We start from the raw sequence: 20,781 nt of genomic DNA on the forward strand, positions 1-20,781 counted from the left end.
AAGATGTTTAACTTCACTTTAGAACATGCCCATCTTTTAGTAAAAACAATATATTACTATAATTAATTAAATAATTATGATATAATATATTTATGTAGATACTAGTAAGGTGGCTATAAAGTATATGAATAAAAAGAAAAAAGATTCCGATTCCATTAAATTCCGCTCTTCATTCATGAAAAAATACATGAATAAACACAGAGGAAATCAAGAAGAGAGCCAAGCAATCGATAAAGCATTAACTAAAGCCATAAAATTAATGGATACGAATAACTATACCAAGCGTGCCCAAGGTCGGCGCATCATGCTTGACGCCCTTGCTTTAGCTAAAGACACAGATGAGACAAAAATGAAACATGTGTTATCCACCATCAAACGCCATTTCATCGAAGACAAGAGTGACGGGAAAAAGAAGTACAGCCCCAATGATCTTGACTACGACCGCAATAGAATCTTGATGAAATTTTCATCACGGATGGGAGAGATTTTAGGCGATAAATGGAATCCAAAACTTAATAAAACCAATACACTTGTAAGATCCCTTAAGGATAAGTTTGGGTTTAAAAGAAGTAGTGAATATACCGCTAACAAGGAAGCTTTTTCAACAAATCTAAAAAATTTCCTTTCAAATGAAAATCACAATAATTCATTAGAAAAAGGTAATAAAGTTGATGAGATTCAGCCACGGTACTTTTCTCAGCGCATGTCTGTATCCGTTTATCTTCAAACGCAGCCTCCCTCACTAGTAAAAAACACGAATCGACAAGAAGCTCTTGTTCAAAATATTCCTGTAAATACAGAAGTGCCATCACAGCAAGTGAATCAACAATTAAGAAATGAATCTTTAGCAATAATTCATTCCGCCTTGAGTAATTTACAGAGTAGTTCACCAAATTCTGAACTAGAGTATTTAAAAGTTGTTCGATCATTTCAGCAATTTGAGCGTGAGTCTGAAGGCCAGCCTATTCCTACAGAAGTTTACGATCAATTCATCGCAAAAGCTAACGATCTTGGAATGATATCCAAAGGGGTCTTAAGCGATCTTTCCGATCAAGCACTAATGGATAATTCAGAAAAAAGTGCATTTCTGCAGGATATCGTCGCTTATCATCATGAGAAAATCGCTGTTAAAATCGCACCAGAAGATCAAATACCACCTCTAGGACCAAACTCATTTAAATCACCAATCAAGGATGCTTTTGAGCGCGATATTAATCAGTTAATAAAAGACAAAGAGACAGCCTATCTAGAATCTATTTTGAACTTCTTCCCTGACGTGCCTCAATCTAATCAAAATGAATTAAGCCAATCCAACGCTAAAATGAGAAGGTTCACCCAACTGTGTCAGGGCTTAGTTTTTTAGGTCTATGACCACACGGTCTCCAAAGTATATATGCAACTGAGAAATGGTCAATGCCCAATTTTGGATGGGATGAGTCCATTTTTCTTTAATGCGTTCTATGGCGCAGAATAGCTGTTTAAACAGTGCATTTTCACTTGTAAATGCACCCTTGGTTTTCGTGTATTTTCTGACCTGTCGATGAAAGCCCTCAATGGCATTGGTGGTATAAATCATCTTGCGTATTTCAGCGGAATACTTAAAATACGCGGACAAATGGTGCCAATTATTATTCCATGATTTGAGGACAGCGGGATATTTTGTCCCCCATTTTTCGTCTAGTTTCAACAGGTTATACTCTGCAGCATCTTTGGAAGGTGCCTTATAAACATCCTTTAAATCACCCATAAATTCCTTTTGATCACGACTGGCTACATATTTTAGGGAATTACGAATCTGATGCACAATACAGAGTTGGATTTCAGTGTGGAAATAGTGTATTTATGGCTTCAGGAAAACCTTTCAGACCATCGATGCAGGCTATAAGTATGTCCTTTACGCCACGCTGCCTCAAGTCGTTTAGTACTCCCAACCAAAAGTTTGCCCCTTCACTTTCTGCAGCATAAAAGCCAAGAATCTCCTTATGCCCGTCCTTATCTATGCCCAGGATATTATAGATGACTTTCGTTTTAACTTCGCCACCCTCACGGGTTTTAAAAAACATCGCATCAAGGAAGACAATCGGGTAAAGCGCTTCCAGTGGTCGACTTCGCCATTCCGCAATCAGTGGAATCAACTTGTCAGTTACTGCGCTTATCGTAGCGGGAGAAGCCTCATACGCATACATATCCTTCACGTGACCGGAGATTTTCAGCATAGCTCATGCCAAGCCCAAACAACGCCAGGATCTTGCTATCCAATTCATCGGTAAGTACCGTCTGTCGTTTCTTCACAAGCTGGGGATCAAAGCTCGATTCACGATCGCGGGGAGTCACAAGCTCAAATGTCCCATGCTCGCTACGCATCGTCTTGGTGCTCTTTCCGTTCCTACGGTTTGTGTGGGAAGGCACTAAAGTAGGTTCGGCATGATAAACCCTTTTATCTCCTTCAACACTCAGATGTGATTCAAGTTCCCCTTCTAAAACCGCCTCCAGGGCTCCCTTGATCACAGAGGTCAAAACACCTCCTTCACCCATCAGGGATTTACCAGATCTGATCGACGCGATGATCTCCTGTTGCAATGGGGTTAATTCGGGGACACGGCTTTTTCTTTTTGTTTGTTTCTTCATAATCAGTTTCTCCTGTTGCGCTGTTATATACAGCTATTGATGAAACTGACACAGTTATTTAAACACTCCCGCTAAAATTGCCGTAAATATCTCATCCGATACATCGCACAATCCACAGCAATTTGAAGAAGATACCTTGAGTAACATTAACACTACTATGAAGGATTCTCCTGAACATGCCGAAAGTAATATCCGAGCCCTTGAACGCTTACAGCGATATGGGCAAGAGTTTAAAGATTATCCTCTGATGTTACCAAACGATGAATATTATCATCAAATAATCGTGAAGGCTCAAAATTCGGGAATTATACCCCAGCACGTTTCAAATCATGCTTCTTATCAAGCATCGATGGATACACCGGAACACAAAAGTGAACTATTGCAAGATATTGTCGCTCATTATCATTTTAAAAGCGCCCTTGAAAAACTACCGGCAGATGAAGTTGCCGTTCCGCTGGAACCAGACACATTTAAATCACCAAGTAGGAATGCTTTTGAGCACGATATTAATCAATTATTACAAGTTAGAATGGATGCTCAACTTGAATCTATCTTGAAAATTACTGCTTCTGAATCCAACATTCATAATCAGCGGCAAATTGCTTTTGTATCAGAAGTTCCTAAAAGGCCAGCTGTACCTCAACAACCAAAATATCCGGAGCGAATTGCTTTTGAATCCGCCGTTCCTAAAAGGCCAGCTGTACCTCAACAACCAAAATATCCGGAGCGAATTGCTTTTGAATCCGCCGTTCCTAAAAGGCCAGCTGTACCTCAACAACCACAACATCCGATGATACGTCCTCTTGAATACAACATTACTAATAATCCGCAAATTGCTTCTGATTACGACACTTCTATTCCGTGGTACATTGCTTTTGAATACAACACTCTTAATCAGCCGCGAATTGCTTTTGAAAACCAAACGCAATCCCCTGGAACCAAAAAACTTCAAGGGTCAATGTCTGATTTGCTTAATGAACAAGACGGTCTCGATAAGCTTATGGTGCTCAAAGATAATAAAATAAGAAAAATTGAAGAAAATACAAATAAAAAAACAGTTAAATCTCTATCAAGATCTTCGTCCTATCCAAATTTAAAGTCACCTTCAAATGGGGGGAATTCTTTCTCCAAATGACTTAAGATAGAACCTGCTTCTGTTCCACAGGTCAATGTATAAAAGGTAAATCAAATGGCAAGTACCCAAAACTGGCGCTCTCGCGTAATTAAAGAGCATGGTCATGCTTATACGCAGGTAGAGTGGCGTGAGAATGATGATTCGATTAAAGAAACGGCTCTTAGATTAGGAATGACCGTAGATCGTTATAAAAATGCACAAGCATCTGTCATGGCCGATTTTAATGAATATCTGCGTCAGAATGTGATTCTTGTTCAAGTCGGTCAACTCGATGAAGTTTATGGGCAATTTGTAGCACAAATCCAAGCCCATCAGTAAGCGCTCATACCCTTGTGTCATTCCATGAAGGAATGATTCCACCGCTTTATAGGCATTTCCATGACGGGTTTCATATTTTAAAATCCCCCTCCCCCCCCAGAAAAACCGTGCCTATTCCCTCCTTGTCTTACATTTTAGGCTTCCTATTCTTTGCTGTGGACTAAAAAATGTTAAAAAATGATGCGTAATATTAAAAATATGTTAAAGTGGCTGATAAACTTAACTCTTTTACTAAGGATATAACATGCCTCTAACAATTACATTTCGCGAAGAGGGTGCTAATGCACCAATCGAACAATTTAGAGAAGAAAATAGCATCTCCATACTCGTTAACCCGTGCAATAGTAAATGTTGGGGAGGTAGCGGTTTAGCAAACCAAATACAGAAAGATAGCATTAAAAAAATATTTAAAGCGGCCATTAACGAAGCCAAAGATAATTCTTCTCATCGATATAAGCATCTTCTTTGGGGAAACATCATACCTGTCACCCAAAATATAATTACCCCAGCCTCAGGTAAAATAGCCGAGCACTTTGATTTAGTTTGCTCAGCAGTTACACCTAATTATAATGTAAAGGGTTTGAGTGAATATAAAGGAACCAAGACGAAATTCGATGACCAACAGGCACTTAATGCAACCGGCTCAAACGTCGTAAGCAATTGTCTCGCAGCCAATCCCAATAAAACTACTTTCAATTTTTCATTCCCTCTTATGAGTGCTGGTCGTTTCGCAGGCAAATACACGCCTTCCAAAGCTATAGACGCTGATAATAATAGCTATGCCATGACAATCATATCCGTGGAAAATCTCGTCGAGGAGTTTTCTCATTCTCCGTATAATATTAATATTTTTGTTAGCTGTTATGGTCATGACGTATTCATGGAGTTAAGTCGAAGAGCAGCTCAAAGTGACCTCATAAGATGTTGCCTTAATAAAACGGGAAATCAGCCCGCCCGTTCTGAAGAAAATTTAGAAAGACGTAATTCTTTTGCCGAAGCAGAGAATCAAAGAAGGCAGTTCCAGTCCAACGTACAGGAAATAAAGGTTGCTTAAAAAGTCGACAAACCAGAGCGATTCCTATCTCACCCAGCAAAAGACTCCGAACTCGGGTTATGTGTTTAATGTGTATTTAAAGGAATCGCCCTGGTCACGCATTTCGATTAATAACGCTTAACCAAGCCATTCAGATACAGCTTCATATAGGTGAATACCCCTAATGACCGTGGGTAAATAGAATAGGTTGAGTAACCGTATTTCTTCATAAGCCTGATAGAATCATCAACAAGACAGCCATGAAACAAGATGGGAAGCGCAGCTGGATCACTGTATTTCCTGTAACTGCGAGCTTGAGATAACTGGGCTTTAGCACGGTTAATCAAGAAGAGGGTGATTTCTTTAACAATGCGTTTATTTTCAGCAAGCGGAGCTTCATCGGCATTAATTTCTGCTTCTGTTAATAAGTCTCTGGGCAGCATGATGCACTGTTTACGTGCCATCATTGGTGCTTTTAATAATAGATCCAGGTGGCCATAAGCAAGAGCCATGTGATGTATCGCCTGCTGGGTTGATTGTTCAAAATTTCCTAAGAGTGCCGCCGCAAGAGCCAATATGCTGCTATATTTGTTGGCTATAAATTGTTCCAGCTCCGCCAAATTATCGGGCACAAAACCATCCATTTCCTGCTCACAGGCACTTAAGAATGTTTCAAATGCAGCCTGTGGCAATGTACCTATTTTTTTCTGCTTTGCCAGCATGGCAAGAAAAGGATGATCAGGGCTATTCCCCTGATACGTGGCATCGATGGCTTCACGCCACCATTGAATACGGATATGCCCAAGCATCGGTTCAGAAACCTTATACTTGATTTCATCCATCTCCTCTACCCATATAAAAAACTGCACCAGCCACTCGCGTTGCGACGGTTGGGCAAATAAACAACAAACATAACGGCCGAAATGATCGCGCCTCAAACTATTCATACTGGTATTGGATAGCGATATATTATTCATAGTGACTCGATTGTTTCTATAAGAAGTTGTATATCTTCGGCCGATGACATGCGGTGGTCACCTTGCTTGCATAAGATGGTCCGCACATCCGTGGATTCTAAATCATGGCTTAACTGTAACGAAAGTTGATAGGGCACATCATTGTCTTTCATGCCGTGTATCAGGCGCACTGGGCATTGCAAGGCAATAGGCTTATGCAATAAAACATGATTGCGCCCCTCCTCTATCAATTTCCAGCTAATCGGATAAGGGCTTTCGCCATATTCTGATTTCAGTGTATATATTCCTTTGGAAGTAAGTTCCTGTTTGATTGGCTCATCCATCAAATCCCACATAAGCAATTCGGTAAAATCAGGAGCTGAAGCAATACCAACCAATGCTTGCACACGCTCGCTGCGCTGTAAGGCAAGCAATAACATCAGCCACCCTCCCATGCTTGAGCCAACGACAATGACCGGTCCAGCCGTTAACTGATCAAAGATGGTCAGCACATTCGCAAGCCACAGACCAATCGTGCCATCGGTGAATTTACCTGATGATGCACCGTGCCCCACATAATCAAAGCGGATAAACGAACGGTTATTGGTTTGCGCCCATTGATGGAGCGCCTGGGCTTTGGTGCCATTCATATCCGACATAAAGCCACCCAAAAAAAGGACAGTTGGCTTGGGTGATTGTCCTTCAACACGGCTATAAGCCAGGACGTGGCCATCGTTGGTATTAATTTTAGCGATGCTTGAAGTCTGTGCCAATTTGCTATTCCTATGGAATTGATAACATGATACGCTAGAGGTTTGATCTATCTTGTCTAAGGGGTTTATGATGTCAATAGAGAATCAAGGGTTAGCCACAAAAAATCCTGTTTTATTACAGGTTTTGCCTGCGTTGGAGTCCGGTGGGGTAGAACGTGGAACCATTGATATTGCGCTTGCTGCTGCACGCGCTGGATTTAAGTCAATCGTGGTTTCGCAAGGCGGTAAATTGGAAACCTGGCTCAAAGGCGAGCGCGTCTATCATATTAAGCTACCGCTTATTTCTAAGAATCCCATTAATATCTACCGCAACATCACCCGCCTTGCCAAAATTATCAAAGAACATAAGGTTGATATTGTCCACGCACGCTCACGCGGTCCTGCCTGGAGTGCTTATTATGCGGCTCACCGTGAAAATGTCCATTTTCTAACCACCTTCCACGGCACGTACTCAATTGATAGTGATTTAAAACAACGTTATAACGCCATCATGACGAAGGGCGAAAAGGTCATTGCTGTTTCCGAATTTATTGCCGACCACATACGTCAACATTATAATGTCGACAATACCAACATCCGCGTCATTCATCGCGGTGTCGATTTACAGCATTTTGATCCTGAGTCGGTACAACCTTCACGATTAATCTCGTTGGTGCGTGATTGGAAAATTCCAGAAGACAGGCCTATCATCATGCTCCCTGCACGCCTTAGCCATTGGAAAGGCCAGACCTTGCTTTTAGAAGCACTCTGCGAAATTCCAAAAGATAAATACCATTGCGTGTTTGTCGGCGATGATCAAGGGCTTCATTCGGAATACACCCATGATCTGGCCTATTTTATTGATAAATATGGCTTGGCTGGTTCAGTCCATTTTGCCGGAAGTACACTCGACATGCCAGCCGCCTATATGCTAGCGGAGGTGGTTGTAAGCCCTTCCCTTGAACCTGAAGCGTTTGGGAGGGTAGCAACGGAGGCACAGGCTATGGGACGATTGTTAATTGCCTCTAACCATGGTGGAGCCAAAGAAACGGTTAAACATGGTGAAACAGGCTGGTTAGTCGAACCTGGCAATGCCCGTGCCCTTGCTGATGCCATCCGTCACGCCCTCACCTTAACGGATGCCCAGCGTAAAGCCATGAGCCGCGTATCCCGTGAACATATCAGACAACATTTCGGCCTGGATACCATGGTCAACAAAACGCTTTCAGTCTATCAGGAATTACTAGTACCTTCTGCTATGGCCGTGCAAGACGTTGAACAATATGCCTAACTAGTTAGAGCATTTTCATTTTAATTGTGCGTAGGAAGAACGGATAATTGCACTGGTTGCGCCATGAGTGTTGTGCTGGATCGCCGATGTTTAGATGAGGACGTCTAAAGTTTCGTCATTCTTCCCACGCACAACTACACATGAAAATGCCCTAGAGCATACGTGATTCCACTGTTACGGGTTGCTGAGGTTGGGGGGTACAGCGTGACGCCCATGTTGGTAAAAATGTAGGGCGACGATCCAGTCGCTCATGCCTTTCAAGTAATTTTCTTATAAAAGGAAGGGTTTTATTTATACTTGTTTGCGTTTCCAAAATCGATTCTTTGTTATTCAAAATGGATTCCTTGACCTTATCAAGTTCCTGCATAATTAAAATTTTCTCATCTCTGGGCGCACATTTAAAATCGCGTGATAAATTAGCCTGCTTTTCTTGCAGCCGAAGGATTTTATGTTGCTGAATAGAAATGTTGTTAGGAAGCGAGCGTGGAGCTAAATGGTCATTAATAGATGCAAATGCACCGTTTATGCCTTCCTGGCATACGTACGGATCGTAATCTTTGCGGAGGAATCGCTTTAGTTTATCAATATTCATATCACGGGCGCAGGATACTAAACCATAGCCTATAAATTTTAATATCTCTGGACTTAAAGATGACTGTATTGGGTCTTTATGACAAAGATCGACAACCAAAAGACTATAAGGCACATGAAGCCCCTCTGGATAGTGGGAATTTTTAACGTAGGTGATAATTTTTTCTATAGCTTCCTTAACATGAATCAACGGCCTAGCCGATGAGCGTAATAATGCTTCTATTTTAAAGATGTCATTTGCTTTGCATAGCTCTACAAAATAACTGTTTAAGACCGTTTTATATTGCTGCCTATCCACTCTTTCTAAAAACAACATTACAGCCCGCAGACAATCATGATTATGGGCATGAGTATGGGGCTGAAACAAATAACTAACCGCCTGTTCTATCCCACCATGCACGTCTATATATGCGTCAAGCAATGCTCGTTTATGCATGAAATTTATGTTTGGTTCTAATAAGGTAACTTTCAATAATGTAGATAATGAATCTTTAACCTGATGTGTGTCACCCGATTGAATGATTTTTTCTTTATTTTCAAAAAATAATTGAAAGGCATTAGCATAATCTCTTTTGTCCACATAACCACTAAACTTAACCGCTATGCTCTTGCCGCCCAAAGGGTGTTGCTCCATAATCCAGTTATACGTATTATGTTTTTTAGCTTCACCTAAAAGGTAACGCCGCATGGCAGAATCATAAACATGAGGTACCGCATTTTCTAATTGTCGCAACGACGCAATATCTTTGACCAAAGCAAACGCTTTGATGGCACACAGCATTTGTTGATTATCACTTAAGATAGCTCTTATCTCTTGTTGAGGAAGTAATGTTGCTAATAGGCGGTCATTTAATGGAATGAATCGTTCAGTGAAGTCCCATACGTGTAAATTACTGTAATGGCTGGCTGCTAGTGCGCGCAAGGCTTCTTGATGCAGATCATTATTATCATCATCATTAAACGCAAAATGGAGAAAACAAAAATAATTCCAACCATATAAATCATAATGAGAGCTATCCGCAAGAAAAACCGCAGCACGCACAACATCGTTATATTTACCTAAAAACGCTTCTATACCTGCTTCATCTTTTATGAGTAAATCATCCCAGAGATCGATATCACAGGGATCAAGGAAATGAACCTTAAACAAGGCCATCAAGCGTTTATTGTGATAGAGTCGGTTAAATTTTCCTGCATGTTCCGCTAAATCAATATCTTCCCATTCGGTACTGTTTTGTTTTATCTCCTGAAATTGCTGAGGTGGAACCAGGTATTTCAAAATATCCCAAATCGTGCAATTTAAATTCTCAGTTGAATTAGTCATATAAATATCCAACAATTAATACAATAGTTATAAATTATAATAAACAATGTATACTATATATATGCTGTATATTTATGAAGGATGATGTTTTTATTTCATAATATAAATAAATGGCCAGCCCCGCCCCTTGTGTCAATCACTAGAGTCCAGTAAGCATTCGACAGACAATCTTTGTTATCTTGGAAAAATATAATTATTAACCACCCACTTTCCTGCCAGAGCCTTTCGAAAGATCGACCACCTTCCCTGTTTGTTTATCACGGAGGGTCTTGGATTGTTCTTTGGAGACGACATCGCGGTAGTTACTTCCGCCCTGGTCGCGTTGTTGTGCTTTAAATTCAGCTTGGTAAGCTTTTGTTTGCTGCGAATGATGAGCATTTGCCTTATATCCAAAAGCTCCAGCAGCAAGAGCACAACCACCAAGGGTAACCAAAAACGGCAACCCTGTTGGAAGTGTGATGGCCGCAAAGCTGGCTACGACCGGTAAGAAAGGAGCGCAAAAAATGGCTAACACCAAAATTGTTGCAATCGCCAAGCCCCATTTTGAACATAAAGTATGCTTAGCTGCAGAAGACCAGGAAGCGTTTTGGGGCTTGTCCGTTTGGTCGAAAAGGAACGGTTTTGACTCTTGGCTAAGTGATGGTTCTGGGTCTTTATCACGTTGCTGTTGTTTAGCTTTACCACGCGCTACCTGTTTCTGCTTGGCCGCAACAGGTTGAGGAGCTGGATTGGCTGCGACTATAGGATTAGGCGCCACTATAGGAGGTGCTATCACAGGATTAGGTGCCACTATAGGAGGTGCTATAACAGGATTAGGTGCCACTATAGGGGGGGCTATAACAGGTGCTGCATTCACAGCACGATCAATGAGTTCTACTTGCTCCGCAACCGAACGCAGGCATTGTGTATTAAAACTATCGATACAAAATTGTTTTACAACTGCATCACCATCCCTAAAGAAAGGATCTTTCGCTGCTAATAGTGGAACGTTAATCAATGGTTCTTCGGCATGCCAGTTTTGGTAATTTGCCTGGGAATTGATTGCCGCAACTCGTTGCAACAAATCTTGACGTCTTTGTAAATTAGGACGATTAGCAGCGAAATGACCATCAGGCACAGGCAATTGCTGCTTAACCGACTCAATAATCGGTTGTGTTATAGAAGTGTTAATTTCTTCGTGGCACGCACTTAAATACCGATTAAGATCCACTTGAGGAACCGCGCTGTCATTCTCCACCGGAGGCCTAGCATGTATAATAGCTTCGATATTTAACCCACGTGCCTGCATATCTGCTTCAATAGCGTTGAAAGCTAAAAGTCTAATATGGCCAGTTGCGCCTACCAGATTACGTGCATGACCGTTTATAATATCAATTTTACATGCTTGAACTTCGGCTGCAACCTGCTCTTCCTCTTGTTGTTGCTGTTGAGCGGCTGCTACTCGCTGCTGTGCACCAACTACCAGTTTATGTTTTAAAATGTTCCAAGTATTTACTTGGTCATCTGCATCATACACAGCATTGATGGCACCACGCATTCCGTACTCAGGTTCATTTTTATTAGCGCCAGTTCCAAAGACCTTCTGTCCTGCACCTAATAAAAGATTTTTTTCATTGCTCGCTGCAATAGTTGTAGTCTCGACGGCCTGAACGAAATCATTTTGAGTATCCGCTTCAATTACAGCTTGCCAGAAATCTATTTTAACAGCGTAATTATTCTCGTTAATGCCGGCGTTATCAGCAGCTATGAATAGGGCATTTATTTTTTCATTAAAAACGGGGTTAAGTGATGCAGTTTTAGCGTCCCGTTCCTTTTGAGCATTCAGGGAAGTAATATACTGCTGAACTTGAACATCTTCTTTACCTTGCACATGTTCATTAAAAAGAACGTGTCCTTTTCGTTCAATAAATTTGTCCAGGGATTCATTGTCCCCAGCATCGGCATTCCTTGTATGGTACTCTATACGTAAATAATCGTTTATTGCGGTGGTTGCGTTCTGTTCTAAACCTTGTCTTTGCGCATGAAGTCTTTGTTGCTCAGCCAAATGTTGACGCTGACTCTCCTGTGTAGTTCCTTGAATAATAGGAATTGTATAGTATATCCCAAGAGCCTGTGTATATTGATTATTTTCATCAACTAGCTTGGCATGATCACTTAATTCAATAGCTTCGCCAATGGTATTTCCATAATTATGAAGTTCATTAGCTAACTCTTCTGCATTACCACATTGAGAATTGACTACCATTTCAATTACAGGAGCTGTTTTAGTCTTCATAGCGGTTAATTGATCACCGGTTAGCGCCATCGGATCTGTTTGAAGTCCGGCTTCAATGTCGGTAAAGGCCTGTCTGACAACATCCGGATGTTGAGACAGTATTGCTAATAGCGAATTGACATTAGCCTCGGTTGGGGTGAGAATATATGTTTTGCAGTTTTTAAGTCGTTCTGCGTTTTCCCGAGATACGGCCTCCTGAGCTTCTTGGACAACCCGTTCTGCCTCTTCATTACAAATTTTAATGTGCTCATTGCAAAGTAATAGTTGCTTATCACAGACACTCCTGAATTCAACCCTGGCAGCAGCTATTAACTTATTCTTCTCATCAGCAGAGTTGGGATACGCAGCATTAATGGCCGATCGAATACCTTTATCAGGGGTCAATAGCTCCTGGATTAAGGGTGATAATGCTGGTTTTGTTGTAATGTCACTATCATCTGCTCTGAGATTATCGGCAAAACTGTCACACATTGCAGCGTTGGCATTCATAAACCTCTTTATTACTACCCAAAAATTATTCTTCTTTTGCCAAAATTCTATCTGTTTGTCAACAGATGGTTGTGGCAAATTATTGACTTTTGTTACCAACTCATTAAGAATAATACGAATCTCTTCAGCTAGCATACCCTCGATATTAATGCTCTTAATCTGTTCTAAATTAACCGATTCTGCGATGTTTTTAGAATTGATCTTTTTAAGATCTTCTTTCTTTTTCGCAATATGAGTTTTTCTATCACTCTCTTCCCCTCTCTTTGCTGTTGGTAAATTATCCAATAACCTGACGTAGCGATCTTTTATGTCACTGGCAAATGTCCAAAGTGCTGAACTTATAGCTTTTTGTGTAGGATAATCCGTAGTTTTATTTTGTAATAAACGGTTATAGGTCGCCGCAAGATCTAGATCAGCATTAAAAGTACGATTGGTTATTTGCGAAAGTTTTCCTTTTGCAATATTATAGAGTTCACTAAACTCAGCTATAAAATTTTCATTTGCAAATGGAAGTGCACCCAACACATCGCTCATTTTGGCATCTGAGTAAAGGGCCTTAATAGCTTGGTCAAACAATTCTTTGTTAGAACCATAAAAAGACTTAGCCGATTCTAGTTTTTTATTATCTTCACAAGCATGGATAATCGCCGACTTGCATTCTTCTAACTTAATATTGTCTTCTTTATTTTTTGCTTCAATTATATTTATCTCTTTTTCACATAACGTCTTAAGTGAGTTAATAACTTTTTCTTGCCAAATAGTAGTGCGTTGTTCCTCGGACAATCCCATTAACGTCATAGCAGAGCGAAGTCCATAATGGTCAACGTTTCCATATCCAAAAGTTTGGAAGTCGATATCCTTATCCTTTGTTTGTTGAACTGGAGGATTACCAAATAACCGGCGTGAGGCCGCTAATAAATAGCCTTTTATATCATCGAGCTCTCCCGGTCCTTCGACTTTACCTTTAATAGAATCTAAATTCAGTTGTCCTGGTGCGTTTGCTTCACAGGAACTCAAGATTAATTTATACACTTGGCTTTGTTGATCCGGTGTCAATTTAACTGGCTTGTTTTGCCCTTTCGATACCCTTCCTTCTTTAATTAATTTTAATAAATCCTTTCGCAATTTTCGGGCTTCACGACGTGCAAGCTTTACAGGATCATGAGAGGGAAGTTCTGGTTTTGGGGAGGCTTTATTATAGTTATCTAAATCGGCATTAACATGTTCGTGTAGTTTAATTTTTAGATTTGCATGTGCGACGCTTGGCAATAACGCGTTCAAACGATATGCATCAGGTGCTATAGCATCATTAAAACTTTGGGTTAACACTCCATTTACTAGCTGGTTGAGGGATTTAACATCCATTTTATCCTTTGAAGCTTTACCCGCTATTTGAACTTCTAATGATTTTATTGTTTTATTGCTATAATCAAATAGACTTCTCAAATGATCTGGAGCGATTAAGATTCCAGCGCTCAATGTCACTGTAATATTGTTTTCAATCTGTAATATAAGCTTTTGTTGTTCAGATAGTTCTCCAACTGGCGTGTTTTCGCCGACACTATTTTGGCTATAAGCGCGATAAATATTCCATGCTATTGCTTTGGCAGCCTGTGGTATTAAATCTTTACTTTTAGAGCCACCTTTGAATCCTTGCTCAACCTCCCTATCGTAAGCATCGCATACAAAATAGATCTGCTGTTCCAAAATTTTATTTTTAAGCCCCTCTCGATTTCTTTCTCCTGCTTCAAGCTTGTGAAAAACTCGGTTTTCAGATGTAACCTTGTTTGCTGTGGTCGCACTTGGAATAATATGTACGACATCTATCCCAGATATCCGGCTTATTTTAACATAAGTACCCGTTGTCCAGGAATGAAGATCGTTTTTCCCTTGTTTGTCACTTGATTCAAGAGAAAAAATACGACTTGGTATTTTTTCATGGTTTTCTTCAGAAATATTCCATTCGTTAAATACAAGCTGTTCAAGTTTTTGTGCACCTGTTAAATCTCTATTATTAGCAATGTCTGATTGAGACGGAACTAGAGGCGCTAATAAACGAGGATTTATTTCATTTATTCTTGATTCAATATGATTAAATGAAGATGGGTTATTATCTATTAAACGTATTAAGGATGTTATATGATTATCAAAGTCATCAGGGGGTATGTTGCGTTCTATAATCCTATTATTTTCAGTTATTTTAACGATGCGCTCATATAAGCCAATTAAATTTTGTTTAAAATCATTAATTTTATTGTAATGAGTATCTGCGTTTATTTGCTTGGATCGAACCAGCCATTCAATATAAAATTGCTCCTGCTGTTGTGGCGTTAATTTCCCGTCTCCAACTTCAACCCTATCCCGCACTGCTTGCCATGGCCCCCAATCGGCTTCATTAGGAGGTATTGGGTTAGGTTCGTGGATAACGTTAGATTGCTGCTCTTCAGCTACGACGTTAAGTACTTGAGACTTCCCTTTTTTTAATGCATCTTCAGCAATGCTGACTTGTTCGAGAAAATGCTGTTTAACACATTTTATACAAAATTCTTCAACGTCACGATCACCATTTTCTTTAATGAACGCATTACTAATCCTGGTTAGATCTTGATCATTAGGTAGGTTAGCAATAATGTTTTTTAATTCAATGCCACTTTTGATTTCAGAAACCTTGGTTACAAGGTGTAGCCTTTTTTCTAAATAATCAAGATGATTGGGGGTGGTCTCGTCAACTGAATTTGCTGTGTTAATTTTATCCAATAAAGGCTGCGATATCGCAGCCTTTATAGCGGTACGACAACTTGCAACATAACGGTTGCGTACAGTAATTAAACCAGTTTTACCCTTATGTTGTTTTATTTCATCTCTAGGAGAGGTTGACCCTTCTACATTGACACCTCGTTCGCTTAAATCATTTTCAATCGCATTAAAAGCAGCATCAAGAATGGCTTTACCGTCATCACTCTTATCTGCAAGAAAGCTATGTAGCGTTTGTTTGTTAATTTTTAAAATAGCTATCTTACAATTTTGTACGTGTTGTTCTTGATTATTAACCAGTTCTTTTTTGGCTAGCTCCTGCTGTTGTTTTTTTTGTGTACTTTGTCCTATTGTGTTATGCGAAGAATGAAAAAGACTATCCTCCTTATTAAAAATATCCGTATGCACTTCACCTGAAAGAGCTGGCCAGCAATATCTTAACGCTTCGGCCGGGGCACGGTTGTCGCCCTTGAACTGATTCATATAGTCAGTTCTGCCGGTTAAGACAACCATCAGCGCATTATAGGTTGCCCACCACCCACAGTCTACGCAGCCTACCTGTTGCTTTGATTCTGGAATTACAGGGAATTCGGCATCAGGTAATGGGGCAAGAATGATGCGTTTGCCGTTTTCCTCGTTATATTCAGGTAAAAAATCACTAGGTACCGTATATTCGGCGTCTTTCGTCAAGGCATTTTTGAACGCATCTGAAATTGTACGCGGACCAAGAGAATCAATGAGAAATACTAATTCTTTTTCATTGTTCAAAGGGTCTCCTTGTGGTGGTTTATATTGTTTCGGCAATATGACGCAGGTTACCCAATGGGAACCAGCATTTGTGGCGGTAACCGTCATTTGTTGATTTTTTATCTGCTCGTTCTCTGCTTCGGAAAGCCTATAATCCCCGGTGTTCAATACCATTACAACAGGCTTAGGAATATCAATTTCTGGCCAGTTCTTAGCTACTTCAGGGTTTATCACCTGAGGATTGCCTTTAAATGTATTTAGAGTCTCTTTTATAGAGTTAAATGCTTCTTTTGCAACATCCCCATCTGCAAAGGGACTTGCCGTGGAAAGCTGGTCAGGATGGACGATATGAGCATGCGTGGAGCCCAGGCAGATATGAAGGATGTTATTAATTCCTGTTCCCGTTGCCCATTCTTGCCCGTGATCTTTCTTATCGGTATTTTGAGAGATATTTAAGAAAAACTTAAACTCAGGACTATCTTTTCTAAACAAGGGATTGCTGTTTAATGAAGAAGGAGTTTCTAGCGGGAATGAACCTGATTTATTTCCTGGGTTTCTTTTCTTCTTTCTTTTCTCCTTTCTTTTCTCCTTACTATTCTCCTTACTTTCCTTCTTTCTTTCCGTCTTGTAGCGAGCCGTCGTTTCGGTCGCTGGCATTTCTTCAAAAGGCCTGGTAAAAAATTCATTCCCCTCTTTGCTTATATCAATTTTTCGAATAGGTAGATTCTCTTTTTTAACGCGAACCGATTGCCATTGCTGCTTTATAGTCTGCGGTTCACTTTGAGCATGCAGTTCTTTTATCTTGTTAGCAACAGCCTTCTGTATATACGATTGCATTCCGAAGGAAAGTGCCCCATGCTTATCTAAGATAGTATATACCATTAAACGATCAGTATCTTTAACACCAGAAAGCATTGTTTTTGCAATGTCATTTGGTTCCAGGGAAGGTATTCTTGTTGCTTTTGAATAGGTAGCGGTACGGATACTGGCAGCAACGGTACCGCCGCCGAATGCACCTTCCTTAATGCTCGACTCTAATCCTTTCAAGCATTCTAGCTGGTTGTCAATGACTGCACGCTGCCTGTCATTTTCTTTTTCTTCCGTATTACTAGATGAACGTTCTTCAATGGCATTACATATTTCTAAAACGCTATCATTAGCAATCGTCGCGCTATTCTGAACCTTAGGAGAGGTGCTTTTGGATGGCTTTTTTGCTATCCATTTTTCTTCTTTTACTGGATCTTCTTTTTCATTTTTTTTACTTTTTGTTTCCTTAAAGATCTCCTGCTGACTTTTCCTTTCTGCTTGATAAAAAGCTACCATATTATCATCGAGTTTTTGTAAAATTGATTCAATAGCACCAGATACACCATTGATAGTAAGGTGATTGGTTATCTTATCAAATATGTTACGTTGTGCTCTAAGTTCAGCGCTTCTTTTAAACTGAAGGTCTATGGTGTTCATGAAATCATTGACTGATTGCCAGTCTGTCCATTCAATCCCTTCTTGTGCACTTAATGCAATTATTTTATGAAGTGGTGTTTTTATAGCCTCTTCAACCACTTTTACTAAATTAACAGCAGCGGATATTTGTTCTACTAACGCTTGCGCATGTTTCCTTTGTTCAGCATTGCTTACCGGGAGTTGTGCCCTTGATTTAAATTTGGGAAAATTAAATATTTTGGATGTTTTTGGGGACGGAGGTTTTTCCAATTCTGTGCTAGCTTTTACAAGAAGCACATTGCCCCATATTTGAAATAAATCGTCTGGCTTAAAATAAAGATCTTGACCGGGAATGGCAATAAGCGTGTTATCTGCATTGATATTAGGATAGGCTTTGACATCACATAGCTTTTTAAGTGTCTGAAGATAGTTATGTTCTGCTTCGTGATCTAGTTTATCTTTGAATGTATCCAACTGGTTTAATTTATATTCAGGGTGATATTGAGGATCCATCAATTTACGTGCTATATCAATCATTTCCTGATGTAAAAATACAGGTTGATAGCCTGACATAATTCGCAGAACATTACCTCTATCGATATGTGCTTCTTGAATTTCAACATTTAGGGTAATGTTTTTTAAATAATAAATAATTTTTTCTTTTTTTTGCAATTCCTCTGCTTCTTTTTTCAAAGCAAATCGTGCAAAACCGTGTTCAGGGTTAGAAGAGTATTTGTTCACTACCTCTTTAAAATTATCCAATTTAGCATCAGTGGTACCGCTTCCAGCGAGCACAGTTCGAGCTTCTTTACAGAATTCTTTTACTACTATTGTACTATCATTCTTAACCTCATCAACTAATCCTTGACCCATGATATTTAGTGCTTTATTGAATAAAAGTATTTTCTCATCAGGATTAATATTGTTATCTTTAGAAATACTCGATACCATGTCATGCAGACATAACGTAATGGAGCCACCAACGGATTGGAAAAGAATGCTACGTTGGGTTTCTGCATCCAATGATTGGAAAAAGCCATTTAATTGCTCAGTATATTTTTCTCCTGCTAATTCGGCTAGTACCTGCGCGCCTGCAGCCCCTGAGGTCATCTGTATAAAAGGTATTGTTTTAGCAATACTTGTCCATCTCTCAGCGGTCACTCCTAGCAGCTTAGCATCATAACCACTTAATAGATGTGCATCACCCGTTTCAACCTTATTCTTGATCGCATCTAATTTTTCTTTTATCGTTTCTGGAGGTTTTTCGCCTTGATTGACCGAACTTGAAAACAATAATTGGCTGATATCCTGTATGATAACGGCACGAACATAGATCCCTTGATAGCTTTTAAAACGTCGTATCATTCCGCCTGCACCATCCTTTTCAATATAGCGGCTATAAGCTACATTTAATGGGCTGTTGAAAAGATTACGTGAATGGTCTGCGGCTTCTATCTGGAGATCTGCGGACAATGTTTGATATGCATTTTGAATGCGCTCCCAAGCTTTTCGGATAGTGAGGGGGATAGCGGTTTGTTTGCTAACAATATCGTCCAGTTTTTTATTGTAGAGCGGTTGATCGAAGCTACTTGGTGCTGTATATAAATCAATCTGAATCTCTGAATGAGGCGCAATGATTTTGTTAAAGTCTGTGACAGCAGTAAGAAATGCGACAGATTTTTCTCCTCTGTGTAAATGGGACAATCTATTTGAGTATTCCCCTAGGCTTTCACCTTTCGCCTCACCATTTGATATAAAATTGCTTACGTCCCTTTTGCCGCTTATAACATCATGTGCATCACGGGTTAATTCAACCTGTATTTCGTGGGGCAAATCTACATAAATATTCTGTAATGCTTTCCAGGTCGTATTAAGGGCATTTTTATTATCTATGTTTGTAATAGACGTCGATAATGTCTTTTCAATAGCATCGGTTTTAAAAGGAGATTTTTTAAAATTATCAGTGCCATCAGGACTAGACTCTAATTTCCTAATGAAAAGTTGAATTTCTTCAGCTTTACCCAGCTTTTTATGAAATTCACTTAACATTTCTTCAAATTCCAAGCCTTTTTTCTGCTGTTTCTTACTCAATTCATTGGTACGCCGAATAAATGCACTAGTACCCTCGTTGCTTTTTCCAAAGGTAAATAAATTTTCAGCTGTTGAAAGGTCTTTAAATTTATTTGCAGCTGGTTTAAGAGCATTTTTAAGACCTTCTTCAAGTGTATTAAATAGCTCAGATTTTTTAAAATTAGATACTTCTTGCTTTATAGAATGATATGAATCAGAAATGCTCTCTAAACGGTGCCGATCTTCTTCAACTAGATTGTTATGACAACTTCCTCCTTCTTTTAAAATTGAAAAATCAAATTCTTCCTTTTCATGGCATCTCTCAAGCCACACTGTAAATTCTTTATCCACAAACAACTGTGGATTATTCTGGAATACTTCTAGCAATTCTCCATAAAGAGGATCCATTCTTGCTGCATAGTAATCAACAACAGTTTTTAAGATATTTGGTTGTTTTTTAGCTGTGAATTCTTTAAATGCATTAACGGAATCATTGTCGTTTAATAGGTCTTTCACTAGTACTTCGATTTTCAATGTTTCATCTATTAAAAATTTAATATCGTCATTAACGTTTGTATCTTTAAGACTTTTTATCCCAAATAGACCTTTTTCGGCTATACAATTATAGAGAGTAATATAATCCTCTATTTTTTTCTTAAAAAGAGAATCCTGATCTTTAACTGAAGAATCACGTTTAGTGCCCGATATGCTTTCTAAATAGCCATTAAACAGACGTTCGACAACGACTCTTGTCTTTTCTTGCTCTACTTCTTGAGGAGTAGTAGGTAGTCGTTTATCCTCAGTGTTATATGTTTTTTTCTTTCTTCCCATATTCTACCATTTCCTCCAAATCGCTTTATCTATTGAAGATTTAGGATATTTCTGCCATCAAAAATGGAAAGGCGCTGCACTCTTTTTTTCACCCATCATCTTGTCTATTCTACCTTAAAAACACTTAAAATTCAATAATATTAT

At 39.5% G+C, this 20,781-nt stretch carries 9 protein-coding genes and 1 pseudogene; 5 read left to right on the forward strand and 5 right to left on the reverse strand.

All coding sequences use genetic code 11. The features are described from left to right. The first annotated feature begins 124 nt into the window (after positions 1–124). A complete protein-coding gene (locus IPP74_10455; GenBank protein ID MBL0319690.1) occupies positions 125–1,363 on the forward strand; it encodes a hypothetical protein in 1,239 nt (412 codons plus the stop codon). On the opposite strand, the pseudogene IPP74_10460 reads toward IPP74_10455, so the two are convergent. After that, a pseudogene (locus tag IPP74_10460) lies at positions 1,352–2,628 on the reverse strand (IS256 family transposase). The gene IPP74_10455 and the pseudogene IPP74_10460 sit on opposite strands and share 12 nt — an antisense overlap. A gap of 136 nt (positions 2,629–2,764) precedes the next feature. Here IPP74_10460 and IPP74_10465 point away from each other — a divergent pair. From IPP74_10465 to IPP74_10475, 3 genes are all read left to right on the forward strand, one after another. Continuing rightward, on the forward strand, positions 2,765–3,763 hold the full coding sequence (locus tag IPP74_10465) for a hypothetical protein (GenBank protein MBL0319691.1): 999 nt from the start codon (positions 2,765–2,767) through the stop codon (positions 3,761–3,763). Between the two features lie 54 nt (positions 3,764–3,817). Continuing rightward, the gene (locus IPP74_10470; protein MBL0319692.1) at positions 3,818–4,081 is read left to right on the forward strand and encodes a hypothetical protein; all 264 of its coding nucleotides are present in this window, start codon (positions 3,818–3,820) and stop codon (positions 4,079–4,081) included. A 244-nt stretch (positions 4,082–4,325) separates the two neighbouring features. Then, complete coding sequence (locus tag IPP74_10475; protein ID MBL0319693.1) at positions 4,326–5,135, forward strand: hypothetical protein; 810 nt, start codon at positions 4,326–4,328, stop codon at positions 5,133–5,135. Positions 5,136–5,242: 107 nt separating this feature from the next. Here the strand turns inward: IPP74_10475 and IPP74_10480 are convergent, their stop codons facing one another. After that, positions 5,243–6,091 (reverse strand): squalene/phytoene synthase family protein, encoded by an 849-nt coding sequence (locus tag IPP74_10480; GenBank protein MBL0319694.1) that lies wholly within the window; start codon positions 6,089–6,091, stop codon positions 5,243–5,245. After that, positions 6,088–6,894, reverse strand: coding sequence for an alpha/beta hydrolase (locus tag IPP74_10485; protein ID MBL0319695.1), 807 nt, complete (start codon positions 6,892–6,894; stop codon positions 6,088–6,090). The genes IPP74_10480 and IPP74_10485 overlap by 4 nt, the downstream gene beginning before the upstream one ends. Before the next feature lie 16 nt (positions 6,895–6,910). Between IPP74_10485 and IPP74_10490 the strand changes: the two genes are divergently transcribed. Further along, a complete protein-coding gene (locus IPP74_10490; protein ID MBL0319696.1) occupies positions 6,911–8,113 on the forward strand; it encodes a glycosyltransferase family 4 protein in 1,203 nt (400 codons plus the stop codon). 151 nt (positions 8,114–8,264) lie between these two features. Here IPP74_10490 and IPP74_10495 read toward each other — a convergent pair whose 3' ends face one another. Further along, positions 8,265–10,028 carry a hypothetical protein gene (locus IPP74_10495; GenBank protein MBL0319697.1) on the reverse strand — a complete coding sequence of 588 codons (1,764 nt, stop codon included), beginning with the start codon at positions 10,026–10,028 and terminating at the stop codon, positions 8,265–8,267. Positions 10,029–10,224: 196 nt separating this feature from the next. Then, positions 10,225–20,637 carry a hypothetical protein gene (locus IPP74_10500; protein ID MBL0319698.1) on the reverse strand — a complete coding sequence of 3,471 codons (10,413 nt, stop codon included), beginning with the start codon at positions 20,635–20,637 and terminating at the stop codon, positions 10,225–10,227. Positions 20,638–20,781: the final 144 nt, after the last annotated feature.

The sequence above is a fragment of the Alphaproteobacteria bacterium genome, assembly GCA_016722515.1.
GTDB lineage: Bacteria > Pseudomonadota > Alphaproteobacteria > Rickettsiales > JADKJE01 > JADKJE01.